The following is an 18327-nucleotide window of genomic DNA, read 5'->3' as shown; positions in this document are numbered from 1 at the left end:
GTTTGATGATTGTTGGTACGGCATCTGATGTTGGAAAAAGTATACTCGTTACTGCCTTGTGCCGGCTATTTACTCATGAGGGCTGGCGTGTGGCACCATTTAAATCCCAGAATATGTCCAATAATTCCTATGTAACAAAGGATGGAAAGGAAATTGGACGTGCCCAAGGAATTCAAGCAGAAGCTTCAAAGACTGAGGCAACCGTCTTCATGAATCCGATTCTCTTAAAGCCAAAATCGGACCAGCAATCTGAGGTTATCCTTTTCGGAAAGAGTGAGAAAGTACTATCTGGCAAAGGTTATCGACAATCTTTCTATGAAAAAGGAATCGAAGCAATAGAAAAATCCTTAGAAAAATTATCTACTGATTTTGATTTAGTTATCATGGAGGGGGCAGGTAGTCCTGTTGAGATTAACCTGAAGGATCGGGAACTCGTGAACATGAAGGTAGCTGAAATGGCTGATGTACCGGTTATACTTGTTGCTGACATTGATCGTGGTGGCGTATTTGCGAGTATTGTTGGGACGATTGAGCTATTAACTGAGAATGAACGAAATCGAGTAAAAGGGATTATCATAAATAAATTTCGTGGAGACATTGATTTATTTAATGATGGGAAAGTATGGATTGAAGAAAGAACCGGTATCCCTGTTTTAGGAATTATTCCTTATATTCCTCAGCACATGATTGAAGGGGAAGATTCTCTGTCACTACAAGATCGATTTGCTTCCGTAGGACATGGTGCGATTGATATTGCTGTCATTAAACTCCCTTATATTTCAAACTATACAGATATGGAACCTTTTTTGTATGAGGAGGATGTAACCATTCGATGGGTTGAAAATATAAACCAGCTAGGTCAACCTGATGCGATCATCATCCCTGGTACGAAAAGTACAATATCTGATTTGCAGTTTCTAAAGAAAAACGGTCTATATGAATCAATCCGTGTGCAGTTGGAACAAGATAAGTATGTGGTTGGTATTTGTGGAGGATATCAAATGATGGGAGAATACTTAATTGATGAAGCTGGAACAGACACTGGTACTGTAAATTATACAGAAAAAGGTTTTGGAATCATTCCGACGTCAACTAAATTTCACGCTGAAAAGCGGACAATTCAGGTAAAAGGGAAAGGTCATCAAAATACAAGATTACCAGTTGAGCTTACGTTTGAAGGATATGAAATACATGTAGGACAAACATCCATACATGATCGTCCATTTCTTATCTTAGACGATGGTAGTCTCGATGGATATTACCATCTTGATGGTAAAATTATTGGTACGTATATGCATTCATTATTTCATAATGATGAATGGCGAACCTACTGGTTAAATCGGATTCGTGAAGAAAAAGGGCTCCCTGTAAGATCTGTTATTTCACTCCGCCAATTAAAGGATCAAAAATATGATCAACTAGCTACTCATGTGAAAAATTATCTTGATTGGGAGAGGGTAAAAAAGATGGTTAATAAGTGGAGACAAGCATGACAAATAAAATGAAAAAGATTATTGATTGGCGTGGACCTATAAAGGGAATGTTGATAAATCTTCAGTTTTTTACAATCGTTCCAATACCCTATGAACTCCCTATGGATAAAAAGCATATGACCTATGCGGTTAAATTCTTTCCACTATTAGGATTATTACAAGGTGCCATATTTGTCGGGGCTTTATTTTTGTTGACCAACTATACACCATTTTCGACATTAGCTACTGCATTTATCCTTTGGCTGTTAACCATTATCATTACAGGTGGCTTACATATTGATGGTTGGATGGATGCAAGTGATGCTTTTTTTTCATATCAACAAATTGATAAGCGTTTAGAAATTATGAAGGACCCTCGAACTGGCGCATTTGGAGTTATATCGGTGATTATCTTATTAAGTGGACGTTTTCTTTTTATATATGAAATTATCGATATGTTATCTACTAGTAGTTTTATTTTTATTTTAATATTGCCATTTTTAAGCAAAAGCTTGATGGGATATCTTCTATTAAATGTTCCAGCAGCAAAACAAGAGGGGTTAGGTCATTTTTTTCAAAAATCTGTTCATAAAAGTTCACTACTTATTTATCCGTTTTACATATTGCTATATTTAGTGTTTGTTATACTTTCCTATCATCAAGTAATAGAATTTGTGCTTTTATTGATCTTGATTACTTTGCTCGCTGGCTTTCTCTTTAAGCGGAAAATTATTAAATGGTTTAGTGGGATTACCGGGGATATTTTAGGAGCAAGCGTTGAAGGGGTGGAATGGATCTTATGGATGAGCATCTGGTTGTTACATTACTTCGCCACGGTTTGACAAAGCAAAATGAAAAGCATCAATATTTGGGCTGGACCGATGCTTCTTTAAGTGAAAAGGGAATACAACAGGTAGGCAGCTATCAGCTTTTGTCGAAAGCTGACTTACATATTAGTAGTGATTTGAAGAGATGTGTCGAAACAGCGGAAATTTTATTTCCCGATAAGGAAATTTTAACCTGTTCACATCTTCGAGAAATGAATTTTGGAGATTGGGAAGAAAGAACGTATGAAGAGTTGAAAAATAATGATGTATACCAAAATTGGTTGCAACAACCTTTCACCATATGTCCACCAAATGGTGAATGTTTTCATCAATTTACAGCTAGAGTGGATGAAGGGTGGAAGCAGCTTCTCTTGCTTCTTTTTCAAAAGGGGAAAACGAAAGGGATCCTTATTACCCATGGGGGAGTCATTCGCTATTTGTTAAGTCGCTTTTCACCAAAGGAAACAAATTTTTGGGATTGGAGAGTTCCACATGAAACAGCGTTTGAATTGTGCTGGACGAAACAAAAAGGGAGGGGAGAGAACCGATGCACTTTATTACGGGAGGTTATTTTAACGGAAAAGCAAAATGGGTGAGGGATCAATTTGGACTGAGCGAACGAAGTGATTATCTGTGGCTTTCTGCTTATCAATCAAATAAATTAGAACTACCGTTTCAAAATAAAGAAAAACAATTGCTTATTATTGAAGGGGTAGAACAATACATAAAAAAATGGATTGATTTAGATATTGATATACAAATAATTAGAGCCCAAGCAAAAGACCTCGTAGAAAAAGCTTTAAACTGGGAGCAGGCTCATAAAAATAATGAATTGATATTGATTGGAACAGATATTTCAAAGGGGATTGTTCCAATTGAAAAAAAGGATCGACAGTGGAGAGATATTACGGGATGGGTGTATCAGGATATTGTTACAACTTCTGATTCGGTTTATATGGTTTGGTATGGTATCTCAAAACGAATAAAATAACTGTAGGGGGAAATATGACTAGTAAAAAAATCGTTTGGTTTGCCTTAGGTTTTGCATTCACTGTCATTGGGTCATTAATAAAAATCCCTGCAATTGTTGGAAGTGTAGGATTAGATGCATTTCCATCCTTAGTGATTGCGAGTTTGTTTAGTGTAGGAATGGGAGGAATTGTTGCAGGAGTTGGTCATCTTCTTTCTGCCTTGCTAACAGGATTTCCATTAGGTCCGTTCCATCTATTAATAGCGTTTGAAATGACTTTTTGTGTTCTCATCTATGGATATTTATTTCAAGCAGGAAGGAAAAAGCTAGCTGCATTGATGTTTTGGATTGGGAATGCAATTATTAGTCCCATTCCATTTATATTTTTATTAAATTGGTCATTTTTTATAGCTATGATTCCATCGCTAATGATTGGTGCAGCAATAAATATCGCTGTAGCCCTTCTCTTTGTACGAGTATTTCAAGAAAGATTATCTAGAGTGATTAAAAGAGGGGATTAAGATGAGAGATGTGCTGATTGTGCCATTTAATGATACGGAAAATATCGTTATATCAACAGATAATAGTGGAGCCATTGGGTTAAAAGCTGAGGATGTAGTGAAAGTACCTTATGAAACAGTAGCTTATTTTTCATTTCGAGTTGCAGTAATGGAATGTATGGCAGCAGGTGCTATCCCTTTCAGTGTTGTGATTCATAATTTCTGTCATGAGGAATCATGGGAAGCGATGAAATTAGGAATTGAGAAGGGAATAGATGAACTCGGTTTGGATGAATTATCAATGATCGGAAGCACGGAAAGTAATTTTCAATTAACTCAATCTGCGTTAGGAGTAACTATTTTGGGGAAAATGAATAAGTCAGAAATGAAGGAGGTACCTATTCAGCCTACAACGAAATTTGCTTTAATTGGTATGCCATTAGTAGGCAATGAGGTCATTGAACAGAAAGACCAAGTAGCACCACTTTCTTTATTTAAATGGATGTGTAGTCAAGAGGAAATTACACATATTTTACCTGTTGGATCAAAAGGAGTCTTATATAAGTTAAAAAAATTAAATTCGTCTTTAGATAGAATTTCAAAAGAAAGTACGATCGATCTTTTAAAATCCTCTGGTCCTGCTACATGCTTCTTGATTGGCTATCAACAAAAAAGCGAAAATAAATTAATGAAAAAAGCAGGCACTCTTTTCCACCACTTATGAGTGCCCGCGTTCCTTATGCATGTAATTGATTAAAAATAATTTCAGCGGTTTGTTTTCCATTCGAAATGCAGTCCGCAATACCTACACCGTAGTAGGAGCAGCCAGCAAGTAGAATATTAGGGAATAATTCATTTAGTTTTTTGTTTAATGATTCGATCGTTGAACGATGGGTAAGATGGTATTTGGGCATGTTTTTTGTCCATTTTGTTACCTCTGAGCATACCGGTTCCCCTGTTATCCCCAAGCTTTTTTCCACATCTTTTAAAGCCACTTGAAGCAGTTCATCTTTTCCTAAGCTACTTAAATAGGTAAATGTATCCGGATTCGTGTTCTTATAAAAAAGTCTCAATAAAAGCCGATGGTTCTTTGATGTATGTGTCCACTTTCTACTTGTCCACGTACAAGCATTACAAATTAGCTCACTATTTTCTGGAACGATAAAGCCAGTTCCATCTGCAGGAAGCTTTTCATCTGGGATATCAAAACCAATATATACACTAATCAGTGAAGAGTTTACTAGCTTATTGAACTCAGTATCTAAGTTGTCATTCTGTAGGAGCGATTGTGCCACAGTATGAGGGGTGCTTAGAATAATTTGATCCGCTTCAATCCTTTCATCATTTTCAAGCGAAATCATATATCGACTATTATCACGTTCAATCTTAGTTGCTCGTATCCCTTTTAATATATTCACATTCGTTAATTGCTCTTCCATCCGTTTTATTAATGTGGAGAGACCATTTCTAAATGAAACGAATTTTTTGTTATCAGCGGATTGGAATTTCTCTTTATTCTCTGAAAGACCTTGAATAATACTGCCATATTGATTTTTATATTCTAAAAGATAGGGAAGTGTAGTAGCTAAAGTAAGTTCATTTAGTTTGCCTGAATATACCCCAGAAAGTACAGGAGCAATTTGATTATTGACAATTTCTTTACCAAGAAAGTTTTCTAGAAATGAACCAATAGAGCTATCTTTGGTAAAGGTAGTATTTGGTGTTGTAAAATCCTTTAAAGCCTCATTTTTGGCTTCTTCAGATATTAATTCACTATTAAATAAAGCTTCTTTGCTCATAGGAATTCCGAAAATAGTATCATCAGGAATCGGCTTTAGCTGATTGTGATGATAAATATAAGATTTTCCAGTAGCATTATGAACGATTTCGTCATCTAATTCGAGCTCATCTAATAAAGCAGCAACACCAGATTTACGTGCTACAATGGAGTCAGCTCCTGTTTCCATAATAAATTCATCATTATCTATTGATTTGATTTTTCCACCTAATTCATGATCTGCTTCAATTAAATTTAATTTTACTTCTTTATCTGAGGTAGTTAATTGTTGATTTAAATAATACATGGTTGAAAGTCCTGTAATACCTCCACCAATGACTACGATCGTTTTCAAATTGTTCACCCCTATATGTTAAGACAATTTCTGTAATCTATTTATTATTATTATAAATCATTATTTAATTTGTGAATATGTAAACAATGTGACAGCTTTCATGTAGGATTTCCCACAATTATTAATATCATAAGTATAAAATGTGAAAAGGATTGTTAATTGTTCTCATTTCGGCATGATTTCTATCTCTTTTTAATATTGGTTTAATAATTGTAAATAGTGGAAAATTGAACTATCAATGTAAACGCAAAGGAGCTGACAGGATGAAAATGCGTGAATTAGAGAAGCAAACAGAGCTGGAACGGACAGCGATTGAATATATGGACGAAGTTTACGAAAGTATACAAGAAAGAAATCCTTTCGAAGTAGAATTTCTGCAAGCAGTCAAGGAGATATTTGATTCTCTCTTACCTGTGTTTATAAAAAATCCACAATACATGGAAAATGGAATATTGGAGAGAATTGTGGAACCAGAAAGATTAGTGATCTTTCGTGTACCTTGGGTGGACGATACTGGTAAAGTAAGGGTAAATCGTGGATTTCGCGTACAGTTCAATAGTAGTATTGGCCCTTATAAAGGTGGACTTCGATTCCATCCTACCGTGAATGCAAGTATTATTAAATTTTTAGGATTTGAACAAATTTTTAAAAATGCTTTAACTGGCCTTCCAATCGGTGGTGGCAAGGGAGGCGCAGATTTTGACCCGAAAGGAAAATCTGATCAGGAAATCATGAGGTTTTGTCAAAGTTTTATGATAGAACTATATAAATATATTGGGCCAGACAAAGATGTTCCAGCCGGAGATATAGGTGTTGGTGCCCGTGAGATTGGTTATTTATTTGGTCAATATAAAAGACTTGAAGGAGATTTTCATGCTGGAGTCCTAACCGGAAAAGGACTCGGATACGGTGGAAGCTTGGCAAGAAAAGAAGCCACAGGCTATGGGACCGTGTACTTTGTCGAGGAAATGCTTAAGGCAAATGGGATGTCGTTTAGCGGAAGTACAGTAGTTGTATCAGGATCAGGAAATGTTTCTATTTATGCGATGGAGAAGGCAACACAATTAGGTGCTAAAGTTGTTGCATGCAGTGATTCGGATGGATATATTTATGATCCATTTGGAATTAATCTTTCAACTGTTAAACGTTTGAAGGAGGTTGAGAGAAAACGAATCGAAGAATATGTAAATGAGCATCCACATGCACAATATTCACCAGATTGTTCAAGCATTTGGTCTATTCCTTGTGATATTGCTTTGCCATGTGCTACACAAAATGAAATTACTGCAGATTCAGCCCTTCTTTTGATTGAAAACGGAGTAAAAGCAGTTGGTGAAGGGGCCAATATGCCATCCACATTAGATGCAATTGAACTCTTTCATAATCATCATGTACTATTTGGTCCAGGCAAAGCAGTAAATGCAGGTGGTGTAGCCGTTTCTGCTCTTGAAATGGCGCAAAATAGTATGAGGTTGTCTTGGAGTTTTGAAGAAGTTGATGTGAAGTTGCAAGAAATTATGAAAAATATCTATCAAAAAAGTATGGAGTGTGCAGAAGAATATGGTCAACCGAATAATCTCGTTGTCGGTGCTAATATTGCCGGATTTTTAACGGTTGCAGATGCAATGATCGCACAAGGAGTGATTTAATTGTAAAATAGGAGGCTACACAATTTTGTGGCCTTTCCTTCCTTCATTAAGAAATATAAATTGTAGTCCACATACTGTCTTTAGACCCTCGCTCTCAACCACGATGTCGGTAATCAAACTTTGGTACTTGTTTTCCAGTCATCATTATTGAACCTAAAAAAGAAGCATCATGTGCTCTGATGCTTCATTGTTCATTAATTCTTTTCTGACTCTTCCTTTTCAAACCTGATTAAAGCAGCTTTTGCACGATCCCTAAGTGAAACTAAATCAGCTTCTACCTTCAAAATTTTTTTCTTTTTTTGCTCGATAAGATGTAATTGTTCAACTACGGTTTGATAAACCTTTTCTAATTTTTCTTTCTGTTTATTGGTTCCCTTAAACTGTCGATAATCCATGCGTTGAACTTCTAATGCGTCATTCAGTTTAATGAATTCCTGTAATTCTTGTAAGGAAAAGCCCATTACTTCCTTTGCATTGGTGATTTTCTTCAAAAATTCCACATGTTCTTGCGAATACAGTCTGAAGCCACCTTCGCTTCTCGGAGGGGAGGGTAGGATTCCAAGTTGTTCATAGTAGCGTATTGTACGTTTTGTGAGCCCACTTTGTTTAGCCACATCATCTATTTTTAATTCATCCATTGGTACTCTCCTATGAAAAAATATTTTTATATAAAATAATCATGTTGATTAATAATGGATATACGCATATGAAAAAAATCATCGTATATTTTATAGGTAGCTAGTTATAAGCAAAAGAGCTTCTTAGAGGAATGCTTAACATCATTATACATCATGATTTCTGTTTATCCGTAAATCCCTGCATGTTAAAAATATCATATATATCATCATTTTTACAAAGTTGACGTTGACGTAAACGTTATAAAGTAATATACTTAGTTAGGAAGATTAATAGGAATTTTATTCTTTATTTTGTGTGAAAATATGTATTGGTTGCTTAAAAGATTTCTCGACCATTACTGTTTTCATTTTTTATTTTCATATTAAAAATTATACAAAGGAGTTTTGAGGTATGTCAGAAGAAGCGCTGAAAGCTCATAATCAGTCGGCGAAACAGCCACTTGTCATATGGGTAATCTTTTTTGCAACGATTATTTCTTTCATGGGATTAGGTTTAGTTGATCCGATATTACCGGCGATTGCAGAAAAGCTTCATGCTACCCCTAGTCAGGTTTCATTGTTATTTACTAGTTATAATCTGATTACTGGTATTGCGATGTTAATTACTGGAGTAGTTTCTAGTAGAATTGGTATTAAGTGGACATTATTAATAGGAATTTTATTTATTATTATTTTCTCTGCTCTTGCAGGCTCATCCAATGGAATATGGGGTGTGGTAGGCTTCCGTGGTGGTTGGGGTCTTGGAAATGCATTATTTATTGCTACGGCCCTATCTGCTATTGTTGGATTATCAGTCGGTGGAACGGCAAAAGCAATTATCCTTTATGAAGCGGCAATTGGACTCGGGATTTCAGTTGGTCCATTGCTTGGTGGTGAATTAGGATCCATTTCTTGGCGTGGTCCATTTTATGGTGTAAGTGTACTCATGATTATTGCCTTTTTAGCATTATTATTAAAAATGCCTAAAGTAGCTAAATCAAAAACAAAAAGTTCTGTCTTGGATCCAATTAAAGCGTTAAAATTTCCAGGATTATTTAGACTTGGATTAACAGCATTCCTTTACAATATTGGATTTTTTACATTGATGGCATACGCACCATTTGTTATGGGATTAGATGAACATGGTTTAGGCTATGTTTTCCTTGGTTGGGGACTTTGTTTAGCATTTACTTCCGTGTTTGTTGCTCCGAAAATTCAAGCAAAATTTGGAACCATCAAATCTATGTGTACGATGCTAACGCTCTTTGCATTAACACTTTTAGCTATGGGAATATGGACAGATTCAAGCACGGCAATTATTGTAGCCGTAATAGTAGCTGGATTATTCCTTGGTACGAATAACACATTGATTACAACAGCCGTAATGGAGGTAGCTCCGGTTGAACGTTCAATTGCATCTGCTGCATATAGCTTTGTTCGTTTTCTAGGCGGTGGTGTTGGACCGTGGTTAGCAAACAAGCTTGCTGAAACCTATACTCCACACATTCCTTTTATTACTGGTGCTATTTTTGTCTTGTTAGCCATGCTAGTCGTAGCTACTGGACGTAAACACCTTGCACATGTCGACAAAGTGACTCATTAAGAAGTATGGTGATAGATGATTGAAGGGAAGCGATCATATGTATAAAAAAATATTAGTAGCAATGGATGGCTCTACGCCTTCTGTAAATGCTTTACAACATTCTGCGGAATTAGCGAAAGCACTAGGATCTGAAAAGGTAACTATTTTGCATATTAATAAGGATTTACCATTGCAGGAACCTCTTTATAACATTAATTTGGCTGAGTTAATGGATGAAGAAAATCGTGAAATTTTAACTCCAGCTGTTCAATTCTTGACAGATGCTAATATTCCTTTTGAAACACATACTTTTCATGGCGACCCAGCAAACCAGATTACATCCTATGCGAAGGAGCATAAGTATGATGTGATTGTAATGGGGAACAAAGGAAAAGGGTTTATTCAAGAAGCGTTGCTAGGGAGCGTAAGCCATAAGGTAGCTCATTCGGCTCCTTGCCCGGTTATTATAGTAAAGTAAATCAAATATGATGTAAGTGGTTTATAAGTTATATTTCTTATAAACCACTTTTTTTTTGCCATTTTTCTGTTCATGAATAATAAAGTGGTTACATTTACAATAAAGTCATTTAAAAAAATGGTGTGGAATTTTTTTATCCCTTCTTTATTGGTTTCTCTGTATAGTAAGAGAAAGAAGATTTCGGTATTCATATATAAAAGAAAAAGGAGAGGTGTTTCATCTATGTTTTCGAATGAACAGTTGCAAAACTTAATTGAAGGAAAAATTGTTGGGAGCAAGTTCCCTTATGACACAAAAAATGAGCAAGAAATTGAAGCGCATATCAGACGATTGTACTATCGAATAAACCGTATTCCCAATTTAGTATGTGAGGTAGAGTGGGATCATTTTGGTAGTGGCTACGCATCCTTTGTTGAATTTTTTTGTTACCAAAAAGAAGATGCCGTAATCGTTGAAGAGAAACATGGTCGTCGAGAGATAAAGACAGAGGGGATTATTATTGATATTTGCCGTTTAGCACCTGTAGCAATCATGGGGCAAGATGACCGATATAAGACAATTCGTATTGATACGAACGAAATAGTGGGTGGGGCATACGGTTCTTTACTGGGTGGTACAAATCAATTAAAGCTAAGCAAGAAATTCCGAACCATCGAGGAAAAATTGAAACAAGCTTTAAACGAATTTGATTATGAACTGTTAGAAGCTGAAAAGATGAATCAACCTTTGTCTTTTAAAACGAAAATTCCCACGATCTATAGGGAACCTGGAGAGTATTCAGTCATGGATGCTATTTTTTATTGGGAGGATTAGTTTATGATTTTTATTCAATCTAAAACGAGTTTACCATATATAAATATTTTCACAGGAAAAACTTGCTATTTTACTAGATTCATTCCATAATAATTTGGTAAAATTTGAAACTTTTACTAGGAATGAACGTATATAAAGGTGTAAAAGGGAGGTAAAGGAATGAAAAGGATGTTAAAAACCTCATTAGCGATTGCTGCTTCTGTTATGTTGGTCATTCCATCAGTGGCACAGGCAGTAGAAAATGATGAAGTGTATCAGAGTGCAAGTATGAAGAAATCAGCATTGACTGAACAATTATTGAAATCTGAAAAGGAACAAAAGCTTGATGCTTACAAAAGTAGTCAGAAGGAAAATTTAGATATTGATACTTTAGTTGTAAGGTATAGTCATACAATATCTAAGGAAATACATAAAAGAGCTGGTGTCCAAGTGGTTCGTTCGATTCCAGCATTGGGATATGATATTGTTTATATTCCTAAAGGTAAAAAACTTAGTGAAGTACTAAAGGTATACAAGAATGATAAAACAATTACTGAAATTACTCCAAGTGTAAAATTTAAAAAGCTTGGGGATGTTGATCCGAAAAAGAGTAAAATGTATCAACTGCAAATGCTGAATATTGAAAAAGCCTTAAAATATGCAGGAAATCATAAAGTGGTTGTGGCTGTAATTGACGGGGGTGTCGATTATCGTCATCCAGAATTAAGCTCACAGGTATTACCACCATACAATGCTGCAGCACCAGCTAAAACTCCTGTTCCAGATATGCATGGAACCCATGTAGCAGGAATTATTGCAGCCGCGGCCAATAATGGATTAGGTGGTCATGGAATTAACCCTAAAGCCAAAATATTGCCGATTGATGTATTTAATGGTGGTCAATCAGCAAATGACTATACAATTGCTCAAGGAATTATGTATGCAATAGAGAAAAAGGCAGATATCATTAATATGAGTCTAGGAAGTTATAATAATTCACCAATTCTAGCAGATGCAATTCAGAGAGCAATTGATGCAGGAATTACAGTGATTGCTGCCGCAGGGAATGAAGCAACAGATGATTATTCTTATCCAGCTGCATACCCGGGAGTTATTAGTGTAGGGAACATTAATAAAAATAAGCAACTATCAGAATCATCCAATTATGGCTCAAGTGTTGATCTTGTGGCTCCTGGCGAGGAAATTTATAGTACTGCCTATTCAACCGAGAAGAATCACACATTTATGAAATTAACTGGAACATCGATGGCATCGCCAGTAGTAGCAGGTGTAGCATCCCTATTAAAATCAAAATATCCGAATCTTAAACCAAATGAAATAGAGTATATACTAGAAAATACTGCAACCGATTTGGGTGAGCATGGATATGATCTTACCTTTGCAAATGGTTTGGTTAATCCAGTAGCAGCATTGAAGTTTGATCTAAAACAGCTTCCAAAATTCAAAGATGTACAAGGCTCTGAATTATTGAAAGCAGCACAACCTTTAAAACAAGAAGGAAAAAATAGTATTAATGGAAAAATTACATTACAGCAGGAAGTACAACTATTTAAAATGAAGCTTAAAGCAGGAGAACATGTACAAACTGTATTAGATGCAGCAAAAAGCTTCGATTATGGGATGGACTTTTACTTTTTTCCAGAGGGCTCGCAAAAAATAACTGGACAACCTTTAGAAATAAATAAAACAAGAGCTGGTGGTCAGGAAGCCTATTTATATAGTGCAGATATGGATGGAACACTAGTCATTGGGATTAAGGACGTAAATGGAAGCTATAGTAAAACTGGAAAATCGAATTTTACGTTTACAGCTGAAAAATTTACGTCATTAATACCAAATACTAATTCTATGGAACAGCCAATTAAGATTGATTCTTTTCCATATAACTCTGCTGAGGAAAAGGGTGAACCATTAACACTTTTTAATACGGAGGGAATGCCAGATAGTGATTACTTTACTTTTGAAGTGAATGAACCAAAAATATTATCTTTCACATTAGATGGACTTCCAGGGGTTAATTCAACACTTTCCGTATCAGTACTGAAAAATGAAAATAAACAGGAATTAGAGTATCTTCCAATCATATACTCTGATGATAATGGAATTGGAATAGGTGAACGACTCTCCTTTGAAGCAATGCCAGGAATGAAGTATATGCTTACTGTTTCCAATGAAAGCATGCCTGATTTTTCAATCACCGCTCTACTTGCTGGACTTTTAGGAACTGGTGGTGGGATGAATCAAGAGATATCCTTTGATTATTCCGCATATCCTTACAATCTAAAAGTAGAACAAGCGATATTGCCGAAGGATGAGGACGGACTTCCTTTAGTTGATAATCTTGAATCTCAGTTTATTAATGACCAAATGACGATTTCTGAGTATGCTGATAAGAAATCAACAGAGACAAATAGTGGATTAGACGCTTTATTAGATGATGATGGCAACGAATTTAGTGAGAAAGAAATCGAAGCAATATTGACCCAATCTATACCAATTACTCAAAATCATCATAAAGGCTATTTTCAAATTACAGGAGATCAGGACTACTATACAATTTCTCCTAACGAGGATGCAATTTACGATATTTCAGTTGAAAATGGTCCGGGGCAGCTGATAAATTCAAGTATTTATGAATATGATCCAGATCTAAATATGTTAATGCCATATAGTAATTTATCTGGAGGACTAGGTGATATTTTATCCCTCTTATTAGGTATCGGTAGCTCATCTTCCTATGTTCCTTTGAAAAAGGATACCCAATACATTATTAAACTGGAAAATGATATGGGGAATATTTCTGCTGATCCATATTTATTAACGGTAGATAAAGTAGCAACATCACCTGAAAAAGATGAAGATTTAAATAGTTTTGAGACTGCTGTAGATATGATCCAAGGGAAGACCTATCAAAATTACTTTATTTATCCTGGAGATACCGATTATTACTACTATCAACACCATGGTGCAAATCAAATCATGGATTTGAAAATTCAGGAGAAACAACGTACAGCAATGGAAAAGGGGAATCTTCCAGCTGATTTATTTCCATCTACTATTTTTTCAGGAATGTTAATTGAAGATACAAATGGGAATAAACAAATTGATAATGATGAAATGTTAAAATCAATTCCGATTGGTGCAAGTCTATTTGATCTATCCTTAGGAGATATTGACGTATCATTCAAGGCCCAAAATGGTGTAGGGTATTTTGTAGTCCTAAATCCTTTAATTCCTCAGGTTAATTTAAATCCATACGAGGTCAAGATGATCGCATTAAAAGATCAAAAGACTGATGAAGATGGTGAGGTAACCAATCATATACCAAAGAAACCATTGGTATTAAAGAAGCAACAGGGGAAATTGATTGGACAAGGGTATATGAATGCAGGTGTTCCTTTTGGGGATATTGATCATTTTAGATTAGATTTGAAAAAAACAACGAATGTCTCTATGATACTTGAAATGGAAAAATCATTAGACGGAGTAATCGAAATATATAATTCTAAAGGTAAACTGATTAAACGGTTTGATGATTATGGTGAAAGTGATGAAGAGCTAGCTAAGCTAAAGCTAAATAAAGGAACCTACTATATTGAAATAAGTGAAGCTACTGGTAAGGCAGGAACGGAAAAATATAAGCTGACTATTTCATTGAATTAATTGAAGGGAGCTGTGTCTGTTTAGTCTGGGGACTGAATTGGCCAGCTCCTTAGTTTTTTATTAGAAAAGGCATATCTTTGTAGTGTAACTTGTTCGGTTCTGTAAGAGAAAAGCTGAAATAAAAAATCAAATAAAAGTGTGTTTTAGCAAATGCTTTGATCAAACATTATAAACCCAAACATTAAACATTTCACTTTGTTGTTGTAGTTCCCAATCCGTCTTGTGAAAATAGTCATTGAATTCCGAAACAGTTGGGCAAAAAGCAATGATAGGTAAATCATTTATCGTTTTTAACATCCTTTTTAATAACCCCTGACCACGATACTCCTTACTTATTGCAAATTGATATAAAGATATCGTATTTTGTGTCTTTTTTCGGTAAAACCGAAAGGCTCCCACTACTTGACCTTCCACTGTTGCTACGATCATTTGCTTTCTTTTTATAGCTGCTTTAATTCCAAGAGGACATAAAAACTCTTCAGAATAAACTGCGTTGTTATTGCAGTCTAAATTTTTGTTAAAAAAAGTTACAACCTCAGATATATGCATTGGATTCGCTAAAGCTATCTGCATATTTCTTCCCCTTAAAGCAACATTTTTTATGGTAGAAGAGATTTATATATCTCCCCAATAATCCCTTCCAATTGATGAACGCCTAATTCTGTATTCGTCATAATAACGGCAGCTTTTTCTAAGTGTGGATATGCCACCATCATACACTGAAAACCTACTCCCCAACCCATAGATGTAATTTCTAATTCTTTTTCGGAACCCTCTAGAAATACACCTAATCCAGCCCAGCTTTTTCCTCTTTGAGAAGTTATCATTTCTTTAGCTAAACTTTTTGAAATTCCAATTTTACTTTTTCCTTTTAAAGCATTCATTAGCTCAAGGACTAATGCAGCTAAATCTAATGAAGTCGTCCATAATCCTGAAGCTGTTGGATAAGGGTAAATAGGATATTTTCCATCTACCAATTCACCATTTTTATTATGACCACAAGAAAATTTCTTTTTTACTATCTCTAACATCGTTGGATTTAAATAGCTACTTTCCATACCCAATGGCTTAAATATGAACTCATTAACCACTTGATAAAACGGTTTTTTCGTTACATCTTCTATTAGTTGCTGAATAATACAATAGCCTGCATCTGAGTACTGGAATTCACTCTCTGGCTCGTATTGTACTTCAATTGGAACCTTACAATATGGTGTTTTTCCCTCTAGCAATTCAACCATTGAAGGAGTGCCTATATCTGAAATTCGTTCAAAAAAACTACCTTCAGGGTCCTTGATTCCAGCTTGATGACTAAGCAGGTTTCTTAATGTAACAAGTTTATTTTTTGTAAATTCATTATCGGGCACTTTCCACGTTTCAAGTCTTTCATTTACATCTTCATCTAAATCAAGAAGGCTTTCCTCAATTAGCTTTAATACCATCATTCCGGTTAAAAATTTACTAATCGAACAAGCACTAAAAATAGAATTCTCATTTACCTTCCTATCGGTATTCGCCTCAAGAAAACCATAATTTTCCACTCCGTTAATTTGACAGTTTTCAATTAACACAATACTTAAACCTTGCACCTTATAATGTTTCATTCTTTCTTCAATATTAATATTCTTTAACTTCATATTATCCTCCTAGTTAAAGCTTTAATAATATTGTTATTGTATCACGAATATATGTTCTGTTGTATGAATTTGGAAATAATATTAGCGTAAATTTTCAAACCAGTGAAGAATGCTTTTTTGTTTAAAGATAAAGTGATAATTATCAATAAAAATATTATAAAAAACAATATTAATTTATTGTAAAACGATAAATACTGTGATAAATTAATTAAACAATATATAGGTGAGGTGCTTTTTATATGAAACAAGTGTCAACGCTCTTTTTAAAGATAGCAGTTATTCTTATAGGAATTCCTATTCTTGTTATGTGTATCTTTTTGGTTCCTGAGATTGGAAATATTGCAGAGCAATTGTTACCGAAGTTTGCTTTTATAAAATATCTCGTTTTTATTATTTTCTATGGTTCAACGATACCTTTTTATTTTGCTCTTTATCAGGCATTTAAGCTTTTAATCTATATTGACAAGAATAAGGCTTTCGCTCAAATTTCTGTAACAGCCTTAAAGAAAATCAAGTACTGTGCCATCATCATTAGTTGCTTGCATGTGTTCGCCTTACCGCTTTTCTATCTTTTTGCGGATAAAGATGACGCACCAGGTGTTGTTTTTATTGGTTTGGTAGTTCCTTTTGCTTCGATGGTTATTGCCATCTTTGCCGCTGTTCTTCAAAGGCTCTTGAAAGAGGCAATTGATATAAAAACAGAAAATGATTTAACGGTCTGAGGTGAATAACATGGCGATTATAATCAATATTGATGTGATGCTGGCAAAACGTAAAATGAGCGTAACAGAACTTTCAGAGAAGGTAGGAATCACAATGGCCAACCTTTCTATATTAAAAAATGGAAAGGCAAAAGCGATTCGACTATCTACATTAGAGGGCATTTGTAAAGCTTTAGAATGCCAACCTGGGGATATTTTAGAATATCGCAGTGATGATGATACAAAGGACAATAAGTAGTAAACTTCTTTTTTTGTATGACAATTGAACAAATTTATAAAGGGGATATACTCATGAATTTAATCATGGAATCATGGAGGAGCAAAAATTTTAGAGCTTTAAAACAGCTTATTCATTTTGGGTGGGAGCAGGCCATATCATGTTTGTTTCCTGTTGTTATCTTTGCCTCATTGGCTGTTACAAAAATGATCCCACTTCCCTTCTTACCACGGTATGACTGGTTGCTTATCATCTGTCTGTTGATGCAATGGTTGATGGTGCGTTCTAGACTTGAAACACGAGATGAACTAAAGGTTATTACCTTATTTCATCTCATTGGTCTAGCGCTTGAACTGTTCAAGGTACATATGGGCTCTTGGTCTTATCCAGAGGAAGGGTATTCTAAAATATTTGGAGTGCCTTTGTATAGTGGATTTATGTATGCGAGTGTAGCGAGTTATCTATGCCAAGCGTGGAGAAGACTAAAGGTTGAATTGATTAAGTGGCCACCATTTTTAGTGGTTGTGCCTCTTGCTGCTGCGATTTATTTGAATTTCTTTATTCACCATTATTGGATTGATGTTCGTTGGTGGTTATCAGGACTTGTGATTATCGTCTTTTGGCGATCATGGGTCATATATGAGGTAAATGGAACTCGTTACCGTATGCCACTCGCACTTTCCTTTGTGCTTATCGGATTTTTTATTTGGGTAGCCGAAAATATTGCAACATTCTTTGGTGCTTGGGAATATCCCAACCAAACCGATGCATGGAGTCTTGTCCATCTTGGCAAAGTGAGCTCATGGCTCTTATTAGTCATTGTTAGCTTTCTAATAGTAGCGACATTAAAACAGGTGAAGGGACAATCATCTACTAGGTTAGATACTAGTCAATCTTTATAATAGTTAAGAACTAGCTTTTCTAAAAAGTCGAGATGATGTTCTCCTTTTTAGATTGTTGTTAACCTTTATAGCATAGTTAAGCAGTAATTGCTGCTATTTCTTCATAATAGCTTCATCATTATTAGAGGTTCGTGTGAAAAGAATTA

Annotated in this window: 18 protein-coding genes; 14 read left to right on the top strand and 4 right to left on the bottom strand. The window is 35.2% G+C overall.

Annotated elements, in window-relative coordinates; translation table 11 throughout:
- Positions 1-5: 5 nt before the first annotated feature.
- From NST63_RS21890 to NST63_RS21865, 6 genes are read left to right on the top strand one after another with little or no spacing between them, the layout of a single operon-like run.
- Positions 6-1493, top strand: coding sequence for a cobyric acid synthase (locus NST63_RS21890; protein ID WP_341044235.1), 1488 nt, complete (start codon positions 6-8; stop codon positions 1491-1493).
- A complete protein-coding gene (gene cobS / locus NST63_RS21885; RefSeq protein ID WP_341043748.1) occupies positions 1490-2314 on the top strand; it encodes an adenosylcobinamide-GDP ribazoletransferase in 825 nt (274 codons plus the stop codon). Before NST63_RS21890 ends, cobS begins: the two co-directional genes overlap by 4 nt.
- Positions 2272-2895, top strand: a complete 624-nt coding sequence (locus NST63_RS21880; protein WP_212944047.1) for a histidine phosphatase family protein — start codon at positions 2272-2274, stop codon at positions 2893-2895. The genes cobS and NST63_RS21880 overlap by 43 nt, the downstream gene beginning before the upstream one ends.
- Positions 2847-3290: a bifunctional adenosylcobinamide kinase/adenosylcobinamide-phosphate guanylyltransferase gene (locus NST63_RS21875; protein WP_212944048.1), complete on the top strand. Its 444-nt coding sequence runs from the start codon at positions 2847-2849 to the stop codon at positions 3288-3290. The genes NST63_RS21880 and NST63_RS21875 overlap by 49 nt, the downstream gene beginning before the upstream one ends.
- Positions 3291-3304: 14 nt before the next feature.
- Positions 3305-3790, top strand: a complete 486-nt coding sequence (locus NST63_RS21870) for an ECF transporter S component (protein ID WP_212944049.1) — start codon at positions 3305-3307, stop codon at positions 3788-3790.
- A gap of 1 nt (position 3791) precedes the next feature.
- Positions 3792-4493, top strand: a complete 702-nt coding sequence (locus tag NST63_RS21865) for an ATP-binding protein (RefSeq protein ID WP_212944050.1) — start codon at positions 3792-3794, stop codon at positions 4491-4493.
- 13 nt (positions 4494-4506) lie between these two features.
- Here the strand turns inward: NST63_RS21865 and NST63_RS21860 are convergent, their stop codons facing one another.
- The gene (locus NST63_RS21860; protein WP_341043747.1) at positions 4507-5901 is read right to left on the bottom strand and encodes a protoporphyrinogen oxidase; all 1395 of its coding nucleotides are present in this window, start codon (positions 5899-5901) and stop codon (positions 4507-4509) included.
- A 269-nt stretch (positions 5902-6170) separates the two neighbouring features.
- Between NST63_RS21860 and gdhA the strand changes: the two genes are divergently transcribed.
- Entirely contained in the window at positions 6171-7550 is a 1380-nt protein-coding gene (gene gdhA / locus NST63_RS21855) for an NADP-specific glutamate dehydrogenase (RefSeq protein WP_436580674.1), read from the top strand.
- 194 nt (positions 7551-7744) lie between these two features.
- Here gdhA and NST63_RS21850 read toward each other — a convergent pair whose 3' ends face one another.
- Positions 7745-8188 carry a MerR family transcriptional regulator gene (locus tag NST63_RS21850; RefSeq protein ID WP_212944055.1) on the bottom strand — a complete coding sequence of 148 codons (444 nt, stop codon included), beginning with the start codon at positions 8186-8188 and terminating at the stop codon, positions 7745-7747.
- A 391-nt stretch (positions 8189-8579) separates the two neighbouring features.
- On the opposite strand from NST63_RS21850, the gene NST63_RS21845 reads away from it, so the two are divergent.
- The 4 genes from NST63_RS21845 (at position 8580) to NST63_RS21830 (ending at position 14703) form a co-directional block, all read left to right on the top strand.
- On the top strand, positions 8580-9770 hold the full coding sequence (locus NST63_RS21845; RefSeq protein ID WP_071977700.1) for an MFS transporter: 1191 nt from the start codon (positions 8580-8582) through the stop codon (positions 9768-9770).
- Between the two features lie 37 nt (positions 9771-9807).
- Positions 9808-10227: a universal stress protein gene (locus NST63_RS21840; RefSeq protein ID WP_280616208.1), complete on the top strand. Its 420-nt coding sequence runs from the start codon at positions 9808-9810 to the stop codon at positions 10225-10227.
- A gap of 222 nt (positions 10228-10449) precedes the next feature.
- Positions 10450-11040, top strand: coding sequence for a hypothetical protein (locus NST63_RS21835; RefSeq protein WP_341043744.1), 591 nt, complete (start codon positions 10450-10452; stop codon positions 11038-11040).
- A 159-nt stretch (positions 11041-11199) separates the two neighbouring features.
- On the top strand, positions 11200-14703 hold the full coding sequence (locus NST63_RS21830; protein WP_341043743.1) for a S8 family peptidase: 3504 nt from the start codon (positions 11200-11202) through the stop codon (positions 14701-14703).
- Between the two features lie 159 nt (positions 14704-14862).
- On the opposite strand, the gene NST63_RS21825 is transcribed toward NST63_RS21830, so the two are convergent.
- Both NST63_RS21825 and NST63_RS21820 read right to left on the bottom strand, forming a co-directional pair.
- The gene (locus NST63_RS21825; RefSeq protein WP_078111279.1) at positions 14863-15276 is read right to left on the bottom strand and encodes a GNAT family N-acetyltransferase; all 414 of its coding nucleotides are present in this window, start codon (positions 15274-15276) and stop codon (positions 14863-14865) included.
- Between the two features lie 26 nt (positions 15277-15302).
- Complete coding sequence (locus NST63_RS21820; protein WP_341043742.1) at positions 15303-16340, bottom strand: serine hydrolase domain-containing protein; 1038 nt, start codon at positions 16338-16340, stop codon at positions 15303-15305.
- A gap of 239 nt (positions 16341-16579) precedes the next feature.
- Here NST63_RS21820 and NST63_RS21815 point away from each other — a divergent pair, with 239 nt between their 5' ends.
- Genes NST63_RS21815 through NST63_RS21805 form a run of 3 tightly spaced genes read left to right on the top strand, consistent with a single transcriptional unit; the run spans position 16580 to position 18181 of the window.
- Entirely contained in the window at positions 16580-17062 is a 483-nt protein-coding gene (locus tag NST63_RS21815) for a DUF2975 domain-containing protein (protein WP_071977705.1), read from the top strand.
- Positions 17063-17072: 10 nt separating this feature from the next.
- Positions 17073-17300, top strand: a complete 228-nt coding sequence (locus tag NST63_RS21810; RefSeq protein WP_058006168.1) for a helix-turn-helix domain-containing protein — start codon at positions 17073-17075, stop codon at positions 17298-17300.
- Positions 17301-17353: 53 nt separating this feature from the next.
- The gene (locus tag NST63_RS21805; RefSeq protein WP_341043741.1) at positions 17354-18181 is read left to right on the top strand and encodes a DUF817 domain-containing protein; all 828 of its coding nucleotides are present in this window, start codon (positions 17354-17356) and stop codon (positions 18179-18181) included.
- Positions 18182-18327 lie beyond the last annotated feature (146 nt).

It is taken from the genome of Heyndrickxia sp. FSL W8-0496 (genome assembly GCF_038007825.1).
GTDB classification, from domain to species: Bacteria; Bacillota; Bacilli; order Bacillales; family Bacillaceae_C; genus Heyndrickxia; species Heyndrickxia oleronia.
The sequence above is the reverse complement of the archived record's forward strand: the minus strand, read 5'-3'. Positions and strand labels throughout refer to the sequence as shown.